The sequence below is a fragment of the Tepidimonas sp. genome (genome assembly GCF_036824975.1).
Classification (GTDB): Bacteria; Pseudomonadota; Gammaproteobacteria; order Burkholderiales; family Burkholderiaceae_C; genus Tepidimonas.
Genome location: NZ_DAISZC010000008.1, coordinates 22,095 through 42,109, shown reverse-complemented (window position 1 = coordinate 42,109; position 20,015 = coordinate 22,095). Strand labels below are relative to the sequence as shown.

The 20,015-nt window shown below is 67.1% G+C and carries 20 protein-coding genes; 7 read left to right on the top strand and 13 right to left on the bottom strand.

The genetic code is table 11. From position 1 onward, the window contains the following. On the bottom strand, window positions 1-184 hold a 184-nt coding region (locus tag V7Z54_RS02095), incomplete at its 3' end, for an iron-sulfur cluster assembly protein (protein ID WP_334133998.1). Between the two features lie 217 nt (window positions 185-401). Here V7Z54_RS02095 and metG point away from each other — a divergent pair. The 5 genes from metG to V7Z54_RS02070 all read left to right on the top strand — a co-directional run bounded on the left by metG (window position 402) and on the right by V7Z54_RS02070 (window position 6,453). Beyond that, entirely contained in the window at window positions 402-2,522 is a 2,121-nt protein-coding gene (gene metG / locus V7Z54_RS02090) for a methionine--tRNA ligase (RefSeq protein WP_334133996.1), read from the top strand. 154 nt (window positions 2,523-2,676) lie between these two features. Continuing rightward, a complete protein-coding gene (locus V7Z54_RS02085) occupies window positions 2,677-2,889 on the top strand; it encodes a DUF3460 family protein (protein WP_334133994.1) in 213 nt (70 codons plus the stop codon). Continuing rightward, window positions 2,886-3,725 (top strand): segregation and condensation protein A, encoded by an 840-nt coding sequence (locus V7Z54_RS02080; protein ID WP_334133992.1) that lies wholly within the window; start codon window positions 2,886-2,888, stop codon window positions 3,723-3,725. Before V7Z54_RS02085 ends, V7Z54_RS02080 begins: the two co-directional genes overlap by 4 nt. Before the next feature lie 13 nt (window positions 3,726-3,738). Continuing rightward, window positions 3,739-5,355, top strand: a complete 1,617-nt coding sequence (nadB, locus tag V7Z54_RS02075; protein ID WP_334133991.1) for an L-aspartate oxidase — start codon at window positions 3,739-3,741, stop codon at window positions 5,353-5,355. A 129-nt stretch (window positions 5,356-5,484) separates the two neighbouring features. Further along, window positions 5,485-6,453, top strand: coding sequence for a DMT family transporter (locus V7Z54_RS02070; RefSeq protein ID WP_334133990.1), 969 nt, complete (start codon window positions 5,485-5,487; stop codon window positions 6,451-6,453). Here the strand turns inward: V7Z54_RS02070 and V7Z54_RS02065 are convergent. Continuing rightward, window positions 6,422-7,093 (bottom strand): sulfite exporter TauE/SafE family protein, encoded by a 672-nt coding sequence (locus tag V7Z54_RS02065; RefSeq protein WP_334133988.1) that lies wholly within the window; start codon window positions 7,091-7,093, stop codon window positions 6,422-6,424. The genes V7Z54_RS02070 and V7Z54_RS02065 overlap by 32 nt on opposite strands. A gap of 33 nt (window positions 7,094-7,126) precedes the next feature. After that, a complete protein-coding gene (hemN, locus tag V7Z54_RS02060; protein WP_443082405.1) occupies window positions 7,127-8,506 on the bottom strand; it encodes an oxygen-independent coproporphyrinogen III oxidase in 1,380 nt (459 codons plus the stop codon). A 231-nt stretch (window positions 8,507-8,737) separates the two neighbouring features. On the opposite strand from hemN, the gene fnr reads away from it, so the two are divergent. After that, a complete protein-coding gene (fnr, locus tag V7Z54_RS02055; protein ID WP_334133986.1) occupies window positions 8,738-9,496 on the top strand; it encodes a fumarate/nitrate reduction transcriptional regulator Fnr in 759 nt (252 codons plus the stop codon). A 115-nt stretch (window positions 9,497-9,611) separates the two neighbouring features. On the opposite strand, the gene V7Z54_RS02050 is transcribed toward fnr, so the two are convergent. The 9 genes from V7Z54_RS02050 to V7Z54_RS02010 all read right to left on the bottom strand — a co-directional run bounded on the left by V7Z54_RS02050 (window position 9,612) and on the right by V7Z54_RS02010 (window position 17,727). Beyond that, window positions 9,612-9,947, bottom strand: a complete 336-nt coding sequence (locus tag V7Z54_RS02050; protein WP_334133984.1) for a hypothetical protein — start codon at window positions 9,945-9,947, stop codon at window positions 9,612-9,614. A gap of 40 nt (window positions 9,948-9,987) precedes the next feature. Next, window positions 9,988-10,287: a nitrogen fixation protein FixH gene (locus V7Z54_RS02045; RefSeq protein ID WP_334133983.1), complete on the bottom strand. Its 300-nt coding sequence runs from the start codon at window positions 10,285-10,287 to the stop codon at window positions 9,988-9,990. 69 nt (window positions 10,288-10,356) lie between these two features. After that, window positions 10,357-11,775, bottom strand: coding sequence for a cytochrome c oxidase accessory protein CcoG (gene ccoG / locus V7Z54_RS02040; RefSeq protein ID WP_334133981.1), 1,419 nt, complete (start codon window positions 11,773-11,775; stop codon window positions 10,357-10,359). Window positions 11,776-11,835: 60 nt separating this feature from the next. Next, window positions 11,836-12,741, bottom strand: a complete 906-nt coding sequence (ccoP, locus tag V7Z54_RS02035) for a cytochrome-c oxidase, cbb3-type subunit III (protein ID WP_334133980.1) — start codon at window positions 12,739-12,741, stop codon at window positions 11,836-11,838. A 26-nt stretch (window positions 12,742-12,767) separates the two neighbouring features. Continuing rightward, the gene (locus V7Z54_RS02030) at window positions 12,768-12,905 is read right to left on the bottom strand and encodes a cbb3-type cytochrome oxidase subunit 3 (protein WP_334133979.1); all 138 of its coding nucleotides are present in this window, start codon (window positions 12,903-12,905) and stop codon (window positions 12,768-12,770) included. Window positions 12,906-12,929: 24 nt separating this feature from the next. Next, window positions 12,930-13,616 carry a cytochrome-c oxidase, cbb3-type subunit II gene (gene ccoO / locus V7Z54_RS02025; protein ID WP_334133977.1) on the bottom strand — a complete coding sequence of 229 codons (687 nt, stop codon included), beginning with the start codon at window positions 13,614-13,616 and terminating at the stop codon, window positions 12,930-12,932. A gap of 16 nt (window positions 13,617-13,632) precedes the next feature. Beyond that, window positions 13,633-15,072 carry a cytochrome-c oxidase, cbb3-type subunit I gene (ccoN, locus tag V7Z54_RS02020; protein WP_334133976.1) on the bottom strand — a complete coding sequence of 480 codons (1,440 nt, stop codon included), beginning with the start codon at window positions 15,070-15,072 and terminating at the stop codon, window positions 13,633-13,635. 70 nt (window positions 15,073-15,142) lie between these two features. Continuing rightward, complete coding sequence (gene ccoS, locus V7Z54_RS02015; RefSeq protein ID WP_144328081.1) at window positions 15,143-15,280, bottom strand: cbb3-type cytochrome oxidase assembly protein CcoS; 138 nt, start codon at window positions 15,278-15,280, stop codon at window positions 15,143-15,145. Window positions 15,281-15,288: 8 nt separating this feature from the next. Beyond that, window positions 15,289-17,727 (bottom strand): heavy metal translocating P-type ATPase, encoded by a 2,439-nt coding sequence (locus tag V7Z54_RS02010; protein ID WP_443082406.1) that lies wholly within the window; start codon window positions 17,725-17,727, stop codon window positions 15,289-15,291. Between the two features lie 153 nt (window positions 17,728-17,880). On the opposite strand from V7Z54_RS02010, the gene V7Z54_RS02005 reads away from it, so the two are divergent. After that, window positions 17,881-18,324, top strand: coding sequence for a universal stress protein (locus V7Z54_RS02005; RefSeq protein ID WP_334133973.1), 444 nt, complete (start codon window positions 17,881-17,883; stop codon window positions 18,322-18,324). A gap of 86 nt (window positions 18,325-18,410) precedes the next feature. Here the strand turns inward: V7Z54_RS02005 and V7Z54_RS02000 are convergent, their stop codons facing one another. Beyond that, window positions 18,411-19,967, bottom strand: coding sequence for a malonate--CoA ligase (locus V7Z54_RS02000; protein WP_334133972.1), 1,557 nt, complete (start codon window positions 19,965-19,967; stop codon window positions 18,411-18,413). Window positions 19,968-20,015: the final 48 nt, after the last annotated feature.

The following is a 20,015-nucleotide window of genomic DNA, read 5'->3' as shown; positions in this document are numbered from 1 at the left end:
TGAAGGCGCGGCGCAAGGCGCCGTGCTGGCTCTGGCACGGATAGCCCAGCTCGACGTCGAACGTCACGTCGCCCTCGTGCACCTGCAGGTTCTTCAGCGCCTTGGTGGACACGAAATCCCTGCCGGTGTTGGGATCGGTGACCGCCTGCAGGGCCTGAAGCAAGCTTTGGGTATCGATCGCCAAGGTCTGTTCTCCTCGTCGTTGTGGGGATGCGGTTGCGGCGCGCCAGCGACCGTGCCGCGCATTGTGGCAGAGCGCGCGTTACGCCCCGGCCGCGCCCCGCATGCACCCAGTGCGGGCGGGTGCTTCGCGGCGGCGCGGGCGCTGCCACCCCAGCCCCTCACCCCGGGGCCGATAGAATCGTGAGCTTTCGTTGACCCGCTTTTCGCGCCCATTCCGCATGTCTGCCACCAAGCGCCGCCTGTTTGTCACCACTGCGCTGCCCTACGCCAACGGCCACTTCCACATCGGCCACATCATGGAATACATCCAGGCCGACATCTGGGTGCGCACCCAGCGCCTGCTGGGGCACGAGGTGCACTTCGTCGGCGCTGATGACGCGCACGGCGCGCCGATCATGATTGCCGCCGAGAAGGCCGGCAAGACGCCGAAGCAGTTCGTCGCCGAGATCGCCGCCGGACGCGCGGCCTACCTGGATGGCTTTCACATCCGCTTCGACAATTGGCACAGCACGGATGCCCCGGAAAACCACGAACTGGCCCGCAGTATCTATCTGGGATTGAAGGCGGCGGGTCTGATCGAGACGCGCACCATCGAGCAGTTCTTCGACCCGGTCAAGGGCATGTTCCTGCCCGACCGCTACATCAAGGGCCAGTGCCCGCGCTGCGGCGCACCCGACCAGTACGGCGACTCGTGCGAGGCGTGCGGCGCCGTCTACACCCCCACCGAACTGCGCAACCCCACCTCGGCCCTGTCCGGCGCCACGCCGGAGCTGCGCCAATCCGAACATTACTTCTTCAAACTGTCCGACCCGCGTTGCGTGCAGTTTCTGGAGGAGTGGACCAGCGCCCCGGGGCGCCTGCAGCCTGAGGTGGTCAACAAGATCCGCGAGTGGTTCGCCAAGGACGACAGCGGCCAAGGGGGCCTGGGGGACTGGGACATCAGCCGCGACGCACCGTACTTCGGCATCGAGATCCCGGATGCGCCCGGCAAGTATTTCTACGTCTGGCTGGATGCGCCGATCGGCTACCTGGCCAGTCTGAAGAACCATTTCGACAAGGGCCAGGCGGCCAACCACTGGCACACGCCATCACGCACGACTCAGCGCTTTGAGGAGTTCGTCGCCGACCCGGCGGTGGAGCAGGTCCACTTCATCGGCAAGGACATCACGTACTTTCACACGCTGTTTTGGCCGGCGATGCTGCATTTTTCGGGCCGCAAAACGCCCACGCATGTGTTCGTGCATGGCTTCATCACCGTCAGCGGCGAGAAGATGAGCAAGAGCCGCGGCACCGGCATCGACCCGCTGAAGTACCTGCGCCTAGGATTCAACCCCGAGTGGCTTCGCTACTATCTGGCAACCAAGCTCAACCCGCGCGTGGAAGACGTGGACTTCAACCCCGACGATTTCGTCGCCCGCGTCAACAGCGACCTGATCGGCAAGTACGTCAACATCGCCTCGCGCGCTGCGGGCTTCATCACCAAACGCTTCGGCGGGCAGCTGGGCGCCATCTCCCCCGATGGCGAGGGGCTGCTCGATACCCTGCGAACCGCGTTGCCCATGGTGGCCGAGCTGTGGGCCGAACGCGAGTACGGCAAGGCGGTGCGCGAGGTGATGGCACTGGCCGACCACGTCAACGCCTACGTAGATCAGACCAAGCCGTGGGAGCTGGCCAAGCAGCCCGAACTGGCGGGTCGGCTGCACGACGTGTGCACCACCTGCATCGAGGCGTTCCGCGTACTGACCGCGATGCTCAAGCCGGTGCTGCCGGCCACCGCCGAACGGGTGGAGGCGTTTCTGCAATGTGCGCCGCTGGACTTCGACAATGCGCGCCAGCCACTGGGGGCCGGGCACGCTATCGCGCCCTACACACACCTGATGCAGCGCATCGATGCCAGCGCGCTGGACGCCCTGTTCGCGCCGACGGCCGCTGCCGCCGATGCCGCGGCCGCTGGGAACGCGGCCAACACGGCGCTGCCCGGCGGTGAGGCCATCGCCCCCACCATCACCATCGACGACTTCGCCAAGGTAGATCTGCGTGTGGCGCGCATCGTGGACTGCCAGCGCGTCGAAGGCTCCACCAAGCTGCTGCGGCTGACACTGGACGTCGGCGAGGGCCGCCACCGCACCGTCTTCTCCGGTATCGCCTCGGCCTACCAGCCGCAGGACCTGATCGGCCGCCTGACCGTGCTGGTGGCCAATCTGGCACCGCGCAAGATGAAGTTCGGCGTCAGCGAAGGCATGGTACTGGCGGCCAGCCACGCCGACGACCAGGCACAGCCGGGGCTGTTCGTGCTCGAGCCCCACCCCGGCGCGCAACCGGGCATGCGCATCCGGTGAGACCGTGCCGTGGGCGCTGCGCATGGCCAACTGCGGCAGCGCATCGTCATGCCCCCTGCACTACACTGGTGTGTGTCTGGCTTCGGAGTACCCAGCCAGGCTTGACCGGCCGCCCTACAATGTTGTGTTGTCCACAACGCAAACACGTCTAGCCATGAACCCGCTTGGCTTGCCCGACTACGTCTCCGACGCCACCCAGTTCATCGAATCGCTCAAGCGCGCCAAGCCCACGCTGGAAGCCGAACAGCGCGCTGGGCGCGCGCTACTGTGGGAGCGCCCGCAGGACCGCGAATTCCTGCGCCAGGTCCAGGCCGCGCGTGTGCCGCAAAAGCCCTACGTCTACCAGACCGAGCCGACGCAGCTGTGAGCAGCACTGCGCCGGCGCCAGCGGCCAGCGACGCCGATGGCCCCGCCCTGATCGATCAGGTGGCCATCGCGCGGCTCTATGGCGAGCCGCTGTTCGCGCTGCCGCAAGACCTCTACATCCCGCCGGATGCGCTGGAGGTGTTTCTGGAGGCGTTCGAGGGGCCGCTGGACCTGCTGCTGTACCTGATCCGGCGCCAGAACTTCAACATTCTCGACATCCCGATGGCCGAGGTCACGCGGCAGTATCTCGGCTACGTGGAGCAAATCCGCACCCGCAACCTTGAGCTGGCGGCCGAATACCTGCTGATGGCGGCCATGCTGATCGAGATCAAGTCGCGCATGCTGCTGCCGCCGCAGCCCAGCGCCGACGGCAGCGAACCCGAGGACCCACGGGCCGAGCTGGTGCGCCGCCTGCTGGAGTACGAGCGCATCAAGGCCGCGGCCCGCGAACTGGAGGCGCTGCCGCAGCTCGGACGCGACTTCTGGCGCGCGCGCGCGTGGGTAGAACAGGTAGCCACGCAGCGCTGGCCCGAGGTCGTCATCGATGATCTGCGGGCCGCGTGGGCCGCGGTGTTGCGCCGCGCCCGCCTGGTACAGCGCCACACCATCACGCGCGAGGCACTGTCGGTGCGCGAACAGATGAGCCAGGTACTGCGCGCCCTGCAGGGGCGGCGCTTCGTCGAATTCACCGACCTGTTCGACCCGGCGCGCGGTGTCGCCGTGGCGGTGGTGACCTTCATCGCCTTGCTGGAGCTGGCCCGCGAGCACCTGATCGAGCTCACGCAAGCCGAGGCTTACGCCCCCATCTACGTCCGCCTGGCCTACGCCAGCGCCTGAAACCTCACACCCCATGTCCGTGCATCTGCCCGCTCCCGCTCCCCACGTGTATGACGCGCTGATCATCGGCAGCGGACTGGCGGGACTGGCCACGGCGCTGCAGCTGCCCCGCCACTGGCGCATCGCTATCGTCACCAAACGCAGCATTGCCGACGGCTCCAGCGGCTGGGCGCAGGGCGGCATTGCCGCCGTGCTGGCCGAGGACGACAGCTTCGCCGAGCACATCGCTGACACCTTGGTAGCGGGCGCCGGCCTGTGCGACCTGCAGGCCACGCGCTTCACCGTCGAGCATGCGCCTGAAGCGATCGCCTGGCTGCGCGCGCTGGGCACCCCGTTTACGGTGGAAGGCGACGGCCTGCACCTGACGCGAGAAGGCGGCCACAGCCACCGCCGCATCGTGCACGCCGCCGACGCCACCGGCGCGGCGGTGCAGCAGACCCTCATCGAACGCGTGCGCGCCGCCGCCCACATCGACGTCTTCGAGACCCACGCGCTGGTCGACCTGATCCTGAGCGACCGCCATGCCGTGCAGCCGACGCTGCCGCGCCGCGTGCTGGGCGCCTACGTGCTCAACGAAGTGACCGACCGCGTGGAGGTGTTCGCGGCGCCGCACACCGTACTGTGCACCGGTGGCGCCGGCAAGGTGTACCTGTACACCTCCAACCCCGACACCGCCACCGGCGACGGCATCGCCGCCGCCTGGCGGGCCGGCTGTCGCGTGGCCAACATGGAGTTCATCCAGTTCCACCCGACCTGCCTGTACCATCCCAAAGCCAAAAGCTTTTTGATTAGCGAAGCGGTGCGCGGCGAAGGCGGCATCCTCAAGCTGCCCGCACATGTGGGCAGCCACCGCTTTATGCCCGACCACGACCCGCGTGCCGAACTGGCCCCACGCGACATCGTCGCCCGCGCCATCGACTTCGAGATGAAAAAACACGGCATCCCGTGCGTTTATCTCGATATTTCGCACCAAAGCCCGGCCTTCTTACACGAGCACTTCCCCAACATCCTCAAACGCTGCGCCGAATTGGGCATCGACATCACGCGCGAACCCATTCCGGTGGTGCCGGCGGCGCACTACACCTGCGGCGGCGTGGTGACCGACCTGCGCGCCCGCACCGACCTGCCCGGCCTGTACTGCGTGGGCGAAGCCAGCTACACCGGTCTGCACGGCGCCAACCGGCTGGCCAGCAACTCGCTGCTGGAGTGTCTGGTGTTTGCGCGCGCGGCGGTGCAAGACATGACGGCGCAGGCACCGACTTCGCCGCCGGCGATCCGCCCCTGGGACGACAGCCGCGTCATCGACGCCGACGAGCAGGTCGTCATCTCGCACAACTGGGACGAGCTGCGGCGCTTCATGTGGGACTATGTCGGCATCGTGCGCACCGACAAGCGGCTGGAACGCGCCGCGCACCGCATCACCCTGCTGCAGGCCGAAATCCAGGAGTTCTATGCCAGCTTCCACGTCAGCCGCGACTTGCTGGAGCTGCGCAACCTGGTGCAGGTGGCCGATCTGATCGTGCGCTCGGCCCAGCAACGCAAGGAAAGCCGCGGGCTGCACTACAGCCGCGATTACCCCCACACACTGCCCGAAGCGCGGCCGACCATCCTCACCCCCGTGCCACGCTGACAACGCTGCTGACGCAGACCCGATTTCTCACGCAAGACTGCCGAGCTGACATCGCCCAACGTCACCGCACCGCCCGCCCATGGCCACCGTCCTGCCTCCCGGCCGGGTCGATGGCCAACCCGCCTGACCATGCTCACGCACACGACCGCTCCCGCCCGTCCCCCTTGGCACGCCTACCTGGCCCTGGCGGGCAGCATGGCCCTGGTGGGCAGTTACGTGGCGCTGTCCAAGCCGCTGGTGGCGGCCATGCCTGTCTTCCTGCTGGCGTGGCTGCGCTACTTGATCGGCGCGGCAGCCATGGCGCACTGGGTGCGCCGCCCGCCGCACGAACCTGCGGCCGACCACCGCACCCACGCGCTGCTGTTTCTGCAGGGATTCCTCGGCAACTTTCTGTTTTCCCTGTGCATGCTCTATGGCGTCAGCCTCACCACTGCCAGCGCGGCTGGGGTGATCATGGCGGCCATCCCGGCGGTGGTGGCGGTACAGTCCGCGCTATTCCTGCGGGAGCGGCTCGACGGGCGGTCGCTGGCCGCCATCGCGCTGGCCGCCAGCGGCATCGGCCTGTTTTCTTTCGACAAGACGGGGGCTGACGGGGCGGCCACGCCAGCGGGCAGCTGGCTGGGCGTACCATTGACGCTGTGGGGCAACGTGCTGGTGCTGGCGGCCGTGTGCTGTGAGGCGGCCTACGTCGTCATCGGCAAGCGCCTCAGCGCTCAGATGGGAGCCAGGCGCATCGCGGCCCTGATCAACCTGTGGGGGCTGGCATTGATGACGCCCCTGGGCCTGTGGGCGGCGCAGGACTACGACTGGGGCCACATGTCGGCCACCCTGTGGGGGCTGCTGATCTTTTACGGGCTGGCCGCCAGCGTCTGGACGGTGTGGCTGTGGATGACCGGCCTGCGCCACGTGCCGGCGGCCCGCGCTGGGGTCTTTACCGTGATGCTGCCGGTCAGTGCCACAGCCATTGGCGTCCTGTTCATGGGCGAGCGGCTGTCCCCAGCGCAATGGGCGGCGTTCGCGCTGGCGCTAGCCGGTGTGGTGCTGGCGACTCTGCCGCCGCAGGGGTTCACGCGCACCACAAGCCGGTCGGCTGGGTGATGCCCATCCACAACGCCCACGCGGAGATGGCCACCAGCGCTGCCCCCGCAGCGCGAATGCCCCAGCCGCCCGAGCGCATCGACCCCAGCCGCAACAGCAACCAGGGGCCCAGCGCCAGCGCCACCATCGTGCCGGCGGCAAAGGCCGCCATGATCAGTGCCCCCGACAGCGCCGATGCCGACAGCGAGGCCACCAGCAACGCCGAGTACAGCAGCCCGCACGGCATCAGCGCCCAGCCCAGCCCCAGCACCACCGGGGCGCGCGGCCCCAACCGTCCCAGCACCGGGCGCGCGCGCCGCCACACCGCCTGCGCCCAGCCATCCAAAAAGGCGGGTTGGCGCGCCTGCCACATCAGCACCAGTCCCAGCAACAGCGCCGCCACGTGCATCATCGTCCACACCGGGCGCAGCACCGCGGTGTGCTGCCCCAGCCAGGCCATGCCCTGTACGGTGCCGCCTGCGACGGCACCCAGCAGTGCATAGCCACCCAGCCGACTGAGCTGCCACGTCCACAGCGCGCGCCGGGCGTGCGGTTCGGCGGCACGGGCAATGCCGGCGCACGCGGCACCGCACATGGCCACGCAGTGCGGCCCGCCCACCAGACCCATTACCCACGCCGACAGCAGCATCGACCCCAGCATGGCCGCATCCTAGCAGGGCCGCCTGCGCGGCACTCAGATGATTTTGGAAAACCGGGCCCGATCCTGGTCCACCTGCAGGTAGCGGTCGAACACCATGGCAATCGCACGCACCAGGTACCAGCCAGTGCACGTAACCTCCAGATGCGTGTCGTCGACCCGCACCAGACCGGCCGCCTCCAGCTCGCGCAGGGCATGCAGTTCACGCGCGAAGTAGCGCCGGAAGTCGATCAGGTGGGCGAGGTTGATCGACTCGAAATCCACCAGCCCCTGGCACATGATCGCCATGATGACACTGCGCCGCAGCACGTCGTCGCGCGTCAGCGCCAGACCACGCACGATGGGCAGCCGCCCCTGATCGAGCGCGTCGTAGTACTCCTCCAGCGTCTTGGCATTCTGGCTGTAGGTGGCGCCAATGCGCCCGATGGCCGACACCCCCAGCCCGATCAGATCGCAGTCCGGCTGTGTGCTGTAGCCCTGAAAGTTGCGGTGCAGTCGCCCCTGCCGCTTGGCCACGGCCAGCGCGTCGTTGGGCAGCGCAAAGTGATCCATCCCCACGTACACGTACCCGGCGGCGCTGAGGTGATCGAGCGACAGCGACAGCATCGCCAGCTTCTCGGCGGCGCTGGGCAGCTCGGCAGCGACGATGCGCCGCTGGGGTTTGAAACGCGCCGGCAAGTGCGCGTAAGCGTACAGGGCCAAACGGTCCGGACGCAACCGCTCGATGTGCTGCAAGGTGCGCCGGAACGACTCGGGCGTCTGCTGGGGCAGGCCGTAGATCAGATCGACGTTGATCGACTCGAACCCCAGCGCGCGGGCCGCTGCCACCAGCTCGAACACCTGATCGGCCGGCTGAATGCGGTGCACCGCCTTCTGGACCGCGGGGTCGAAATCCTGCACCCCAAAACTGAGCCGGTTGAAGCCCAGGCGCTGCAGGTGCGCCAAGCGCTCGGCGGTGACGGTGCGCGGATCGACTTCGATCGAGTACTCCCCGCCGGGGACGAACTCGAAGTGCCGGCGCAGCATGGCCATCACGTCGTCGAGCTCCGCGTCACTCAGAAACGTGGGAGTGCCGCCGCCCAGGTGCAGCTGGCTGACGCGGTGGCCACGCCCAACGTATTGGGTCTGCAACTCCAGCTCACGCCCCAAGTAGCGCAGGTACTCGGCGGCCTTGTCGTGATGGCGGGTGACGACCTTGTTGCAGGCGCAGTAGTAACACAGCGATGCGCAGAACGGGATGTGCACATAGACCGACAGCGGCAGCGCCATCGAGCCGGCGCCGCGCTGCTGCAGCGCCTGGATATAGTCGCGCTCAGCAAACGCTTCGACGAAGCGGTCTGCCGTCGGGTACGACGTGTAGCGCGGCCCGGGAATGTCGAACCGGCGCAGCAGGGCTTCATCGATGACGTGCTTCACGGGGGCAGACTCCATCGGGAGCGTACTGTGCCCGAACGCGGGTCCGTGCCTCTTGACGTGAGTCAAACGCCCCGCGATCGCGGCCCGACCCGTATGGGCGCGCGCCCACGACGCAATCGCGGCGGTGCGCCACGGGCCGTCACGGCACCGAACCGCTGCACGGCCGCAAAACCCGGGGGTTGATGCGGTCATACGGCACGGCACCGCGAAGACGCTTGATATGATGCCGACATGGTGAGCTCCTCCCATTCTGCCGCCCCCCGCGCGCTCGATCCCGCCACCGTCAGGGTGGCCTGCTCGAACTGCAACCTGCGCGAGCTATGTCTGCCGGTGGGGCTCAGTGCCGATGAGGTGCGCCGCCTGGATCACCTGATCGCGGCACGGCGCCGGATACGGCGGGGGGCGACGCTGTTTTCCGCGGGCGATCCGTTTACGTCGCTGTACGCGGTGCGCTCGGGCTTTTTCAAAACCACCGTCACCACCGCCGACGGGCGCGACCAGGTAACCGGGTTCCAAATGGCCGGCGAGATCTTGGGACTCGACGGCATCGTGCAGGACAAGCATTCGTGCTCGGCGGTGGCGCTGGAGGACGCCGAGGTCTGCATCCTGCCGTTCGAGCAGCTGGAAGACCTCTCGCGCGAATTTAGCGCGCTGCAACACCACGTGCACCGCATCATGAGCCGCGAAATCGTGCGCGATCAGGGTGTGATGCTGCTGCTGGGCAGCATGCGCGCCGAAGAGCGTGTCGCCGCCTTCCTGCTCAATCTGGTGCAGCGCCTGCACGCGCGCGGATTTTCCCGTTCCGAGATGATTCTGCGCATGACGCGCGAAGAAATCGGCAGCTACCTCGGGATGAAGCTGGAAACCGTCAGCCGCACCTTTTCGCGCTTTCAGGAAGACGGCATCATCGAGGTGAAGCAGCGCTACGTGCGCATCCTCTCCCCTCAGGCGCTCGAGGCCATCGTCAACCAGGCCGACACCCGCCTATAGGGCCAACGCCCGCGGCCGCTCCCTCTCCTGCCGGTCAAATCGCCTCCCACAGGGCAAACGCGGGCGCACGCCGCTTCGTGAGCCGCGCCCACGGCAAAAGCAGACGTCGCCCCGTTTACGCGCAGCCCCCGCAGTCCGGACGCGCGTCGCTGCCCTGTACTCGCATCGGGTCATTGCGAACGCAGTCGGCGGGCCGCTGGTCGGGCGGTACCGGACAACGGTTGACCTCCCAGGGCGACATCGACAGCAGTGTGGTCAGCGCGCTGGAAGCCATGGTGGCGGCCCAGAAAACGAAGAACGTCACCGTGTAGACCGCCTGGCGCGACCACCCCAGCCGCTCGCCGGCCCAGTGCAATTCGGACGGGTCGACGAACGCGAACACCACCATTTCCAGCACGGCCGCCATCAGAAACGCAGGCCAAGCGATCCACATCAGGCGTTGGGCCAACATCGTCTGCTCCTCTGTCATCGCGCGGCCCTGGGCGAACCGCTCAGTCTTTTCGGGTGTCGTCCTTCGGCAGCGCTGGCGAGACGACGTGGTTGCGCGCCACGCCTGCCGGCAGCACGGCCTTTTCGGCTTGCAGTCGCTCCGCTTCCGTGAGGGGCGCCTGAGGCAGCGCCACGCGAGCGGGCGCCGCTTCGCGCGGCAGCACCGGGTCGGCGTGACGCACCGCGATGACGACCGTCACGACCGACGCGATCACCACCGCCAGCGGCCCACCGATGACGAGCCAGACATAAGGCTCCCGGTACCACGGGCGGATCTTTGCGGTGGGGGGAAGGGTCGTCATCGTGTACATAGTGTATGCCCACAGGGGTACGGTGTCAGCCGGGGACTAACCCGGAGTCCGGCGGTCGCGTCAGCGCGGTATCAAAAAGGTGGTTTTCTCGTGCACCGTGATGTCACCATCCGGAGTGCGGAACGTGAACACGATTGGGTGCGATCCGGGGGCCTGCCCTGGCGGCACCTGCACGCGCACCGCCACCGAACGCACCTCGGTCGGCAGCAGGTGCACCGTGCGCTCAGATGCCACCTCGATACCCGGGAGCCCCTCCACCAGCAGCTGCAGCTCGCGTTCGGCTTCCGACGCGTTCATGAACTGGATGCGGTAGACGTTTTCGATGCGACCCATCTCGACCATACGCGCCAGCGCGCCGCGGTCGCGGATCACGTCCACCTTCAGCGGCACGCGCAGCCACAAGCTGACGCCTAGCGCGGCCACGATCGACAGCAGAATGGCGCTGTAGACCAGGACGCGCGGCCGGAATGCGCGTCTGATCATTTGCGCACGGCTCCAGCCATGGGCCATGCCATTCTGGGTGGAGTATTTGACTAGCCCGCGCGGGTAGCCCATCTTATCCATCACCTCGTCGCACACGTCGGCACAGGCACCGCAGCCAATGCACTCATACTGCAGACCGTTGCGGATGTCGATCCCAGTCGGACACACCTGCACGCACAACGTGCAGTCGATGCAGTCGCCTAAGCCCAGCACCTTCGGATCGGCCGACCGCTTGCGCGCCCCGCGCGGCTCGCCGCGGCGCGCATCATAGGTCACGATCATCGTGTCCTTGTCGAACATCGCGCTCTGAAAGCGCGCATAGGGGCACATGTACTTGCACACCTGCTCGCGCATGTAACCGGCATTGCCGTAGGTGGCAAAACCGTAGAAAAAAATCCAGAACGTCTGCCACGGACCCAGATCCCAGGTCACCACCGTGTGCCCCAGTTCGCGGATGGGGGTAAAGTAGCCGGCGAAGGTAAAGCCGGTCCACAGACCGAACAGGATCCAGGCCACCTGCTTGCCGCCCTTGCGCACCAGCTTGTTCAGGCTCCACGGCGACTGATCCAGGCGCATGCGCGCCGAACGGTCGCCCTCGAAGAGCTTTTCCATCCACAGGTAAATTTCGGTGTAGACCGTCTGCGGGCAGGCGTAGCCGCACCACAGGCGGCCCGCGATGGCCGTAAACAGAAACAGCGACAGCGCCGAAACGACCAGGATGCCCGTCAAGTAGATGAAGTCCTGCGGATAGAGCACGAGGCCGAACAGGTAAAAGCGCCGCGCCTCCAGGTCGAACAATACCGCCTGTCTGCCGTTCCACATCAGCCATGGCAGCCCGTAGAAAACGAGCTGGGTCAGCCAGACGAATACCCAGCGCCACTTCGCAAACACGCCGCTGACAGCACGCGGGTAAATCTTCTTGCGCGCCGCATACAGCGAGACCTCGACCTCCTCGTCGGAGGGCGGCCGGGTGGATGACGTTGCCTGGGTACTCATTGCAGTGTTAAAAAAAGTCAAAAAGGGTCCAGCGATGGCTGGACCCTCGATGTGCACGTCTCAGTTCGCGTGGGACAGTTTCCAGACGTAGCCGGTCAACACATGGATCTGTGCGTCGGTCAGCAGCGCGTTTTGCGCCGGCATCACGTTGTTGAAGCCCTGGTTGATGGCGCGCACGATCGCCTCCTCGCCCCAGCCGTGCAGCCAGATCTGATCGGTGAGGTCGGGCGCGCCAGTGGCATGCATGCCCTTGCCATCGGCACCGTGGCAGGCGGCGCAGGCCGCCCACTTGGCCGCCCCCTGGGACGCGCGCACGCTGTCGTGGGGGCTGCCCGACAGGCTCAGCACGTAGTGCGCCAGATTGCGCACATCCTCCGATCCCCCAACGGCAGCAGCCATGGGCGGCATGACCCCTATGCGGCCCTGGGCGATCGTTTGGTGGATGTACGCGGGCGAGCCATCGCCGCCCAACCAGTCGGCGTCGGTCAAGTTGGGGAAGCCCTTGCTGCCGCGCGCGTCCGACCCGTGGCACTGTGCACAGTAGTTCATGTACAGCCGCTCGCCCACCGCCATCGCCTGCGCGTCCTTGGCCAGATCCTTCGGATCCATGCCCTGGAACTTGGCGTACAGCGGCTCAACTTTGGCCAATGCCCGAGCACGCTCCGCCGCCCACTGTTCGTGCGAGGTCCAGTTCAGCACACCGCCCATCTTGCCGAACATCGGGTACAGCGCGCCGTAGGCCAGCGCGAACACCACGGTGATGATGAACAGATACACCCACCAGCGCGGCAGCGGGTTGTTCATCTCACGCAGATCGCCGTCCCACACGTGGCCGGTGGTGTTGTCGGCCGTTGCCATGACGCGCGTCTTGCCGCTGGCCCACAGGAAGAAGGCACACGCCAGAATGCTGATCAGCGTAATACCGCCGACGTAGAGGTGCCAGAACTCACTGGTGAAATCGCTCATGATGATGCTCCTGGTCGGTGGGGCGGTCAGTCGCTCTGGAACGGCAGCCGGGCTGCCTCGTCGAAGCGCGCCTTGTTCTTACGCGACCACGCCCAAACCCAGATACCAACGAAGGTCACTAGGCTGATGACGGTCACGATGACGCGCAGGTCGTTGATGTCCATGATGATCACCCCTGCAACGATGGGTTACTGGGCGGTGCCTTCGGCCGACGGGGTCTGGGCCGTCTTGCCCTGTTGCGCCAGTTTGTCCCACGAACGGGCCGTCCCCAGCCCCTGCAGGTAGGCGATCAGGGCCTCCAGCTCGGTCTTGCCCTTGACCTCCTCGGCGGCCTTGGCGATATCCTCGTCCGTGTACGGCACGCCCAATTTGCGCAGCGCCTGCATCTTGGCTGGCAGGCTGTCGGCGTCCACCGCGCGACGCTCCAGCCACGGGTACGCCGGCATGTTGGACTCGGGCACCAGATCACGCGGGCTGATCAGGTGAATACGGTGCCACTCATCCGAATAGCGGCCCCCGACGCGGGCCAGATCCGGCCCGGTGCGCTTGGAGCCCCACTGGAAGGGATGGTCGTAGACGAACTCACCTGCCACCGAGTAAGGGCCGTAGCGCAGCGTCTCGGCGTGGAACGGGCGCACCATCTGCGAGTGGCACACGTAGCAGCCTTCGCGGATGTAGATGTCGCGCCCGGCCAGCTGCAGCGCGGAATACGGCTTGACCCCTTCGATCGGCTTGGTGGTGGAGTGCTGGAAGAACAGCGGCACGATCTCGACCAGACCGCCCACTGCCACCACCAGGGTGATGAGGACGATCATCAGGAAGTTGTTGGTCTCGATGCGCTCGTGACCGCTGGGCTTGTGTTGTGCATTGGCCATGGTGTCCTCCTGCGGTTCAGGCGTGCGCGGGGGCGGGAATCGGCACCGGTGTCGCCTTGCCTTGGGTAGCGGTCTTCCACACGTTCCAGGCCATCACGAACATGCCGGCCAGATACAGCAGGCCGCCGAGCAGACGGATGACGTAGAACGGGAAGGTGGCCTTGACCGATTCGACGAAGGTATAGGTCAGCGAACCGTCGGGGTTGACCGCGCGCCACATCAGGCCCTGCATGACGCCGGCAATCCACATGGCAGCAATGTAGAGCACGATGCCGATGGTCGAGATCCAGAAGTGCAGCTCGATGGCCTTGACGCTGTACATCTGCTTCTGGCCAAACAGGCGCGGAATCAGGTAGTACATCGAGCCCATCGTGACCAAGCCGACCCAGCCCAGAGCGCCCGAGTGCACGTGACCGATGGTCCAGTCGGTGTAGTGCGACAGGGCGTTGACGGTCTTGATCGACATCATCGGCCCTTCGAACGTGGACATGCCGTAGAACGACAGCGACACGATCAGGAAGCGCAGGATCGGGTCATCCCGCAGCTTATGCCAAGCACCCGACAGCGTCATAATGCCGTTGATCATGCCGCCCCAGGACGGCGCCAACAGGATCAGCGAGAACACCATGCCCAGCGACTGCGCCCAGTCGGGCAGCGCGGTGTAGTGCAGGTGGTGCGGGCCAGCCCACATGTAGGTGAAGATCAGCGCCCAGAAGTGCACGATGGACAGCCGATAGGAGTACACCGGCCGCTCGGCCTGCTTCGGGATGAAGTAGTACATCATCCCCAGGAAGCCCGCGGTCAGGAAGAACCCCACGGCATTGTGGCCGTACCACCACTGCACCATGGCGTCCTGCACGCCGGCGTAGGCGGAGTAGGACTTCCAGAAGCTGACCGGGATGGCGGCGCTGTTGACGATGTGCAGCAGCGCCACGGCGATGATGAAGGCGCCGTAGAACCAGTTGGCCACGTAGATGTGGCGCACCTTGCGCGTGCCCACCGTGCCGAAAAACACGATCGCAAACGCCACCCAGACGACCGCGATGAGCAGGTCGATCGGCCACTCCAGTTCAGCGTACTCCTTGCCGCTGGTGATACCCAACGGCAGGGTGATCGCGGCCAGCACGATGACCGCCTGCCAGCCCCAAAACGTGAAGGAGGCCAGCGCCGGCGCAAACAGCGTCGTCTGGCAGGTACGCTGCACCACGTAGTAGGCGGTGGCGAACAGCGCCGAGCCGCCGAAAGCAAAGATCACCGCATTGGTGTGCAGGGGTCGCAGACGGCTATAGGTCAGGTATTCGATGCCGAAATTGAGCTCCGGCCAGGCGAGCTGGGCGGCAATGATGACGCCGACCAGGAAGCCGACGATCCCCCAGACCACCGTCATGATGGCGAACTGCCTCACGACCTTGTCGTTGTAGACCCCCGCGGTGGGGGTCGCAGCGGTTGCTGACATGGGAACACTCCTGTTGTGAAACACCCGGACGCAGTATCCGACAGGCGGTCCTCGCCGCCCTTGACGTAAATCAATCCTGCCGAAGGATACGTTCACCCTCGCGCTCAATGTTGTCGAACTGACCGGACTGCAACGCCCACCAGAACAGACCGATGATCAGCAGCACCAGCACCACGGACAGCGGAATGAGCAGGTACAGGATTTCCATGACGTCCCTCACATGGTTCGGGCGGTGGCTTCTGGCCGGGGCACAAACGCCGACGCTGTGGCGGCGCCCTCCGGTTCCGGGGCGGGCCGCGCCGCAGGCAGCCGCGACAGCCGCATCGCGTTGCCAATGACCAGCAGCGAGCTGGCCGCCATCCCCAAGCCAGCCGCCCAGGGCGGCATCCAGCCCATCAGGGCCAGCGGTACCGCGATGGCGTTATAGCCAGCCGCCCAGGCCAAATTCTGGCGCACCACCCGCAGCGTCGCACGCGCGTGCTCCAGCACCGCAACGACATCGGTCATGCGCGCACTTTGCACCACGAAGTCCGCGCGCGTCTGCGTCAGGGGCGCGCCGTGTCCCAGCGCAAACGACACGTCCGCCCGCGCCAGCACCGGCGCGTCGTTCATGCCGTCGCCGACCATCGCCACCCGATGGCCCTCGGCTTGCCAGCGCTGCACGGCGGCCAGTTTGTCTTGCGGACTGGCTCCCGCGATGACCTGCTCGATGCCCAGGGGACGCGCCACGCGCTGGGCCGCCTCCAGGCGGTCGCCGGACAGCAGCCACACGCTCAGCCCCAACACGCGCAGGCGCTCCACGGCAGCGCGCGCGTCCGGTCGCACCCCTTCGTCGAGCACGAAGGTGGCCACCCATCCGGACTCATCGGCCAGGTACGCACACGGCAGGTCGGGCACGGCGCGTCCGGTTGCGGCCAGCGCGGCCTCATCCAGCCCGCAATGGACAGCAGAGCCCAGGCGCCAGCGGTGCCCGTGCTCGTCGTGCGCCGTCAGCCCTCGTCCCGGCACTTCCTGCACCAGCCAAGGGGCCTCGACAGCAGTGCCTGCCCGCGCCACGATCGCGCGCGACGCCGGATGCAGCGACGCCTGTGCCAAGCGTGCCGCCACGCGCAGCGCCTGCCCGGCCTCCCAGCCGCGGCGCGTGCGCACCTCGTGCACGACGACGCGGTCCTGGGTCAGGGTACCGGTCTTGTCGAACACCACTGTGTCAACCGACGCCAGCGCCTCGAACGCCTGCAGCCGACGCGTCAGCACGCCGCGCTGCGCCAAGGCACCCGCGGCGGCCAGCATCGCAGCCGGGGTGGCCAGCGACAGTGCACACGGACAGGTAACAATGAGCACCGCCACGGCCGTGGCCACCGCCCGGTGCGGGTCCACCGACCACCATACCCACGCCGACAGGGCCGCCGCCAACAGCACCAGCCCGAGGAAGGGCGCGGCGATGCGATCGGCCAGCCGCGCCAGCCGCGGACGCTCGGTGCTGGCCTGCTCCATCAGCGCGACGATCTGGCCATAGCGCGTCTGCCGCCCCAGCCGGTCGATGCGCACACGCACTGTGCCGGCCAGGTTGTAGCTGCCAGCCACCACGGTGTCACCCTGCCGGCGCGTCACCGGGTGGGACTCACCGGTCAGCAGCGCCTCGTCCACTGTGGCCGCGTCACTGAGCACCGTGCCATCGCCCGGAAAAGCCTGCCCGGCCTCGATGCGCAGCACGTCGCCCACCTGCAGGCGCTTGAGTGACACGCGCTCCAGCGTGCCGTCGGCGCGTTCGCGCTGCACCTGCTCGGGCAGCCGGTTCATCAGCGCATCCAGCGCCCCGGCGGTGCGGTCGCGCAGCTTCAATTCCAGATAACGCCCGCCGAGCAGGAAGAATACGAACATGGTCAGCGAGTCGAACCAGATGTCCGAACCCCACGGACCATCCGGTTCGAATGTCGCCAGACTGCTGACCACGAACGTGACGGCGATGCCGATGGCCACCGGCACGTCCATGCCGACGCGGCCCTGTCGCACGTCGCGCCACGCGCTGGCGAAAAATGGTCCGCTGGCAAACAGCATCACCGGCAGGCTCAACACCCAAGACGCCCAGCGCAGCAGTTGCACGATGTCGGCCGGAATCTGACCCGGCTCGGTGACGTACTCGGGCCATGAGTACATCATCACCTGCATCATGCAAAAGCCAGCGACGAACAGGCGCCACAACGCCTTGCGCGTCTCCTGCACGCGCGCGCTGACGGCCAGCGCCTGGCGCATCGGCAACAGGCGGTAACCGCTGCGACCCACCGCCCGCGCCAGGTCCGACAGGCGCACGCGCGCCGGATCCCAGCGCAACACCAGGCGCCGCGTCGCTGCGTGCACGTGGGCCTGCAGCACGCCAGGCTGCGCCACCAGCGCGGCCTCCACGGTGTCGGCACAGGCGGCGCAGTACATGCCCTGCACCATCAGCACCGACTCCTGCACGGGCTGCCCGGCCCCCTCCTCCACCGGCTGGGAAAAGTCACGCTGCTCCAGGGGATCGTCGAGCACGCTGAAGTCGTCGTCCACCGTCAGCAGCCCGCGGTGCGGCACCCACGGCGCCGCCACTGCACCGGCGCCATCACCGGCCTCGGCCGCCGGCCGCAGCGGGGTGTGGGACGCAGGGTCGATCTCAGCCATCATGTAACGGTACCCGATCCCGCCACGCACCGGCTTGACCTATGTCAAGCCCACCGACCACCGCAGTGGTAGTCTGCCCGTCGGCTGGGATGTCCCAGTAACCGCGGCACAGGGTGGGCGCCTCGCCGCCGTCGCCAGCACAGGAGGTGTCCGATGTATCAGCGCATTTTGGTAGCCACCGATGGGTCGCCGCTGTCCGAGCGGGCGGTCGAGCACGCCCTGGCTCTGGCCGATCTCACCGGCGCCGAAGTGGTGGCGCTGCGCGTCGTACCCCGCTATCCACAGACGTTTTACGAGGGGGGCATCGCGCTGGGCACCGACGAGGTGCGCCGCATCGAACAGCAGTGGGCCGACGAAGCGCGGCAGACGGTGCAAGCCGTCAAACTGCTGGGCCAGCAGCGCCAGGTCAAGGTCAAGCCGCTGACGGTCAAATCGGACCTGGTCGCGGAAGCCATCGTCGCCGCCGCCAAGCGCCATAAGTGTGACCTGATCGTCATGGCCTCACACGGACGGCGCGGCCTGAAACGACTGCTGCTGGGCAGCGAAACGCAGCAGGTGCTGACCCACGCCCACACCCCCGTGCTGGTGCTGCGCTGACACCGCGCCCCCGGAGCGCGCGGCATCGCCGGGCAGAGCCCGGGACGGGCAACGGCGCATAAGCAACGCCAAGGCCGCAGGGGGCGTCACGATGCCGCCGCGGCATCGCGCCAGCGCTCGCGCAGGACGTTTTTCTGCACTTTGCCCATGGCGTTGCGTGGCAGCTCGTCCACGACCACGCAGCGCTTGGGGATCTTGTAGCTGGCCAGCCGCCCGCGCAGGGCCGCCAGCACCCTGTCGGGCTGCACTGTGGCGCCAGGCTGAGGGATGACCAGTGCCAGCCCCACTTCCCCCCACTCGGGATGCGGCACGCCGATGACGGCGCTTTCCGCAACACCCGGCAGCTCGTTGATGGCGCCTTCGACCTCGGCCGGATAGACGTTGTAGCCGCCACTGATGAGCACATCCTTGCTGCGCCCGACCAGCGTGACGTAGCCGCGTGTGTCGATGAAGCCAACGTCTCCCGTGCGAAACCAGCCGTCTGCGGTGAAATCCTCGGCCGTCTTGTCAGGCATGCGCCAGTAGCCTTGAAAAACGCTGGGCCCACGCACTTGCACGCCCCCCACCTCACCGGCGGGCAGCGGCCGGTCCGCCGCGTCAGCAATACGCAGCTCCACCCCCGGCAGCGGAAAGCCGACCGTGCCGCCGCGGCGCTCGTCCTGCCCGCCGTAGCGCACGTCCGGCCCGCAGGGGTTGGAGGTAAGCATGATGGTCTCGCTCATGCCGTAGCGCTCCAGGATGGTGTGCCCGGTGCGTTGCTGCCAGGCACGGAAGGTGTCGATGAGCAGCGGCGCCGAGCCGCAGATGAACAGCCGCATGCGCGCGCAACGCTCGGGCGTGAGTTCCGGCTCACCCAGCAGCCGGGTATACAGCGTCGGCACCCCCATGAACACGGTGGCGCGCGGCAGCCACTGCAGCACGGTGCGGGGATCGAACCGGGCCGCCCACAGCATCGGGCTGCCGTTGAGCAAGGCCCCATGCACCGCGACGAACAGGCCGTGCACGTGAAAAATGGGCAGGACGTGAATCAGCACGTCGTCCGCCCGCCAGTCCCAGTACTGGCGCAGTATCTGCGCGTTGGCCAGCAGGTTGCCGTGGGTGAGCATCGCTCCCTTGCTGCGCCCGGTGGTGCCACTGGTGTAGATGATGGACGCCAGCGCCTGCATCCCCACCGGCACCGGCGACTGGATGTCGCTGCGGTGGGCCGCACGCTCCAGTAGCGTGCCTTGGCGATCGGTGCCGAGTGTGTAGACCACCTGTGCCCCGGCGCGAAACGCCAGCTTGCTGACCCAGCCAAAGTGCTGCGGCGTGCACACCACCGCCGCAGGCTGCGCGTTATCGATCAAGTACGCCATCTCGGCTGGCGGGTACGCGGTGTTGAGCGGCACATACACCAGCCCGGCACGCAAAGCGGCCAGATACAGCATCAGCGCCTCGACCGATTTGTCCACCTGCGCCACAAGGCGCGCACCCGGCTCCAAGCCACGCGCCGCCAGCTCGTTGGCGATCATCGCGCTGCCGCGATCCAGATCGCGCCAGGTGTAGATCAGCCCCGCGTCGGTCTCGATGGCCCAGCCGTCCAGCGCCGCCGGGAAGGCATCACGCAGGGCCGCGTACAGGTTGGTCTGCGGCTTGTCTGTCATCGTTGCTCTCCTCCATCCCCTACGGCGTCGGCACCGCGTATCGCCGTC

What these genes read in the sequence shown, in the direction of transcription:
- V7Z54_RS02005 (WP_334133973.1), top strand. Translation starts at nt 17,881, where the DNA reads ATGTATCAGCGCATTTTGGTAGCCACCGATGGGTCGCCGCTGTCCGAG.
- ccoO (WP_334133977.1), bottom strand. Translation starts at nt 13,616, where the DNA reads ATGGCCAATGCACAACACAAGCCCAGCGGTCACGAGCGCATCGAGACC.
- ccoG (WP_334133981.1), bottom strand. Translation starts at nt 11,775, where the DNA reads ATGAGTACCCAGGCAACGTCATCCACCCGGCCGCCCTCCGACGAGGAG.
- V7Z54_RS02010 (WP_443082406.1), bottom strand. Translation starts at nt 17,727, where the DNA reads ATGGCTGAGATCGACCCTGCGTCCCACACCCCGCTGCGGCCGGCGGCC.
- ccoS (WP_144328081.1), bottom strand. Translation starts at nt 15,280, where the DNA reads ATGGAAATCCTGTACCTGCTCATTCCGCTGTCCGTGGTGCTGGTGCTG.
- V7Z54_RS02085 (WP_334133994.1), top strand. Translation starts at nt 2,677, where the DNA reads ATGAACCCGCTTGGCTTGCCCGACTACGTCTCCGACGCCACCCAGTTC.
- V7Z54_RS02045 (WP_334133983.1), bottom strand. Translation starts at nt 10,287, where the DNA reads ATGACGACCCTTCCCCCCACCGCAAAGATCCGCCCGTGGTACCGGGAG.
- V7Z54_RS02050 (WP_334133984.1), bottom strand. Translation starts at nt 9,947, where the DNA reads ATGTTGGCCCAACGCCTGATGTGGATCGCTTGGCCTGCGTTTCTGATG.
- ccoN (WP_334133976.1), bottom strand. Translation starts at nt 15,072, where the DNA reads ATGTCAGCAACCGCTGCGACCCCCACCGCGGGGGTCTACAACGACAAG.
- fnr (WP_334133986.1), top strand. Translation starts at nt 8,738, where the DNA reads ATGGTGAGCTCCTCCCATTCTGCCGCCCCCCGCGCGCTCGATCCCGCC.
- V7Z54_RS02065 (WP_334133988.1), bottom strand. Translation starts at nt 7,093, where the DNA reads ATGCTGGGGTCGATGCTGCTGTCGGCGTGGGTAATGGGTCTGGTGGGC.
- nadB (WP_334133991.1), top strand. Translation starts at nt 3,739, where the DNA reads ATGTCCGTGCATCTGCCCGCTCCCGCTCCCCACGTGTATGACGCGCTG.
- V7Z54_RS02000 (WP_334133972.1), bottom strand. Translation starts at nt 19,967, where the DNA reads ATGACAGACAAGCCGCAGACCAACCTGTACGCGGCCCTGCGTGATGCC.
- V7Z54_RS02070 (WP_334133990.1), top strand. Translation starts at nt 5,485, where the DNA reads ATGCTCACGCACACGACCGCTCCCGCCCGTCCCCCTTGGCACGCCTAC.
- ccoP (WP_334133980.1), bottom strand. Translation starts at nt 12,741, where the DNA reads ATGAGCGATTTCACCAGTGAGTTCTGGCACCTCTACGTCGGCGGTATT.
- metG (WP_334133996.1), top strand. Translation starts at nt 402, where the DNA reads ATGTCTGCCACCAAGCGCCGCCTGTTTGTCACCACTGCGCTGCCCTAC.
- V7Z54_RS02030 (WP_334133979.1), bottom strand. Translation starts at nt 12,905, where the DNA reads ATGGACATCAACGACCTGCGCGTCATCGTGACCGTCATCAGCCTAGTG.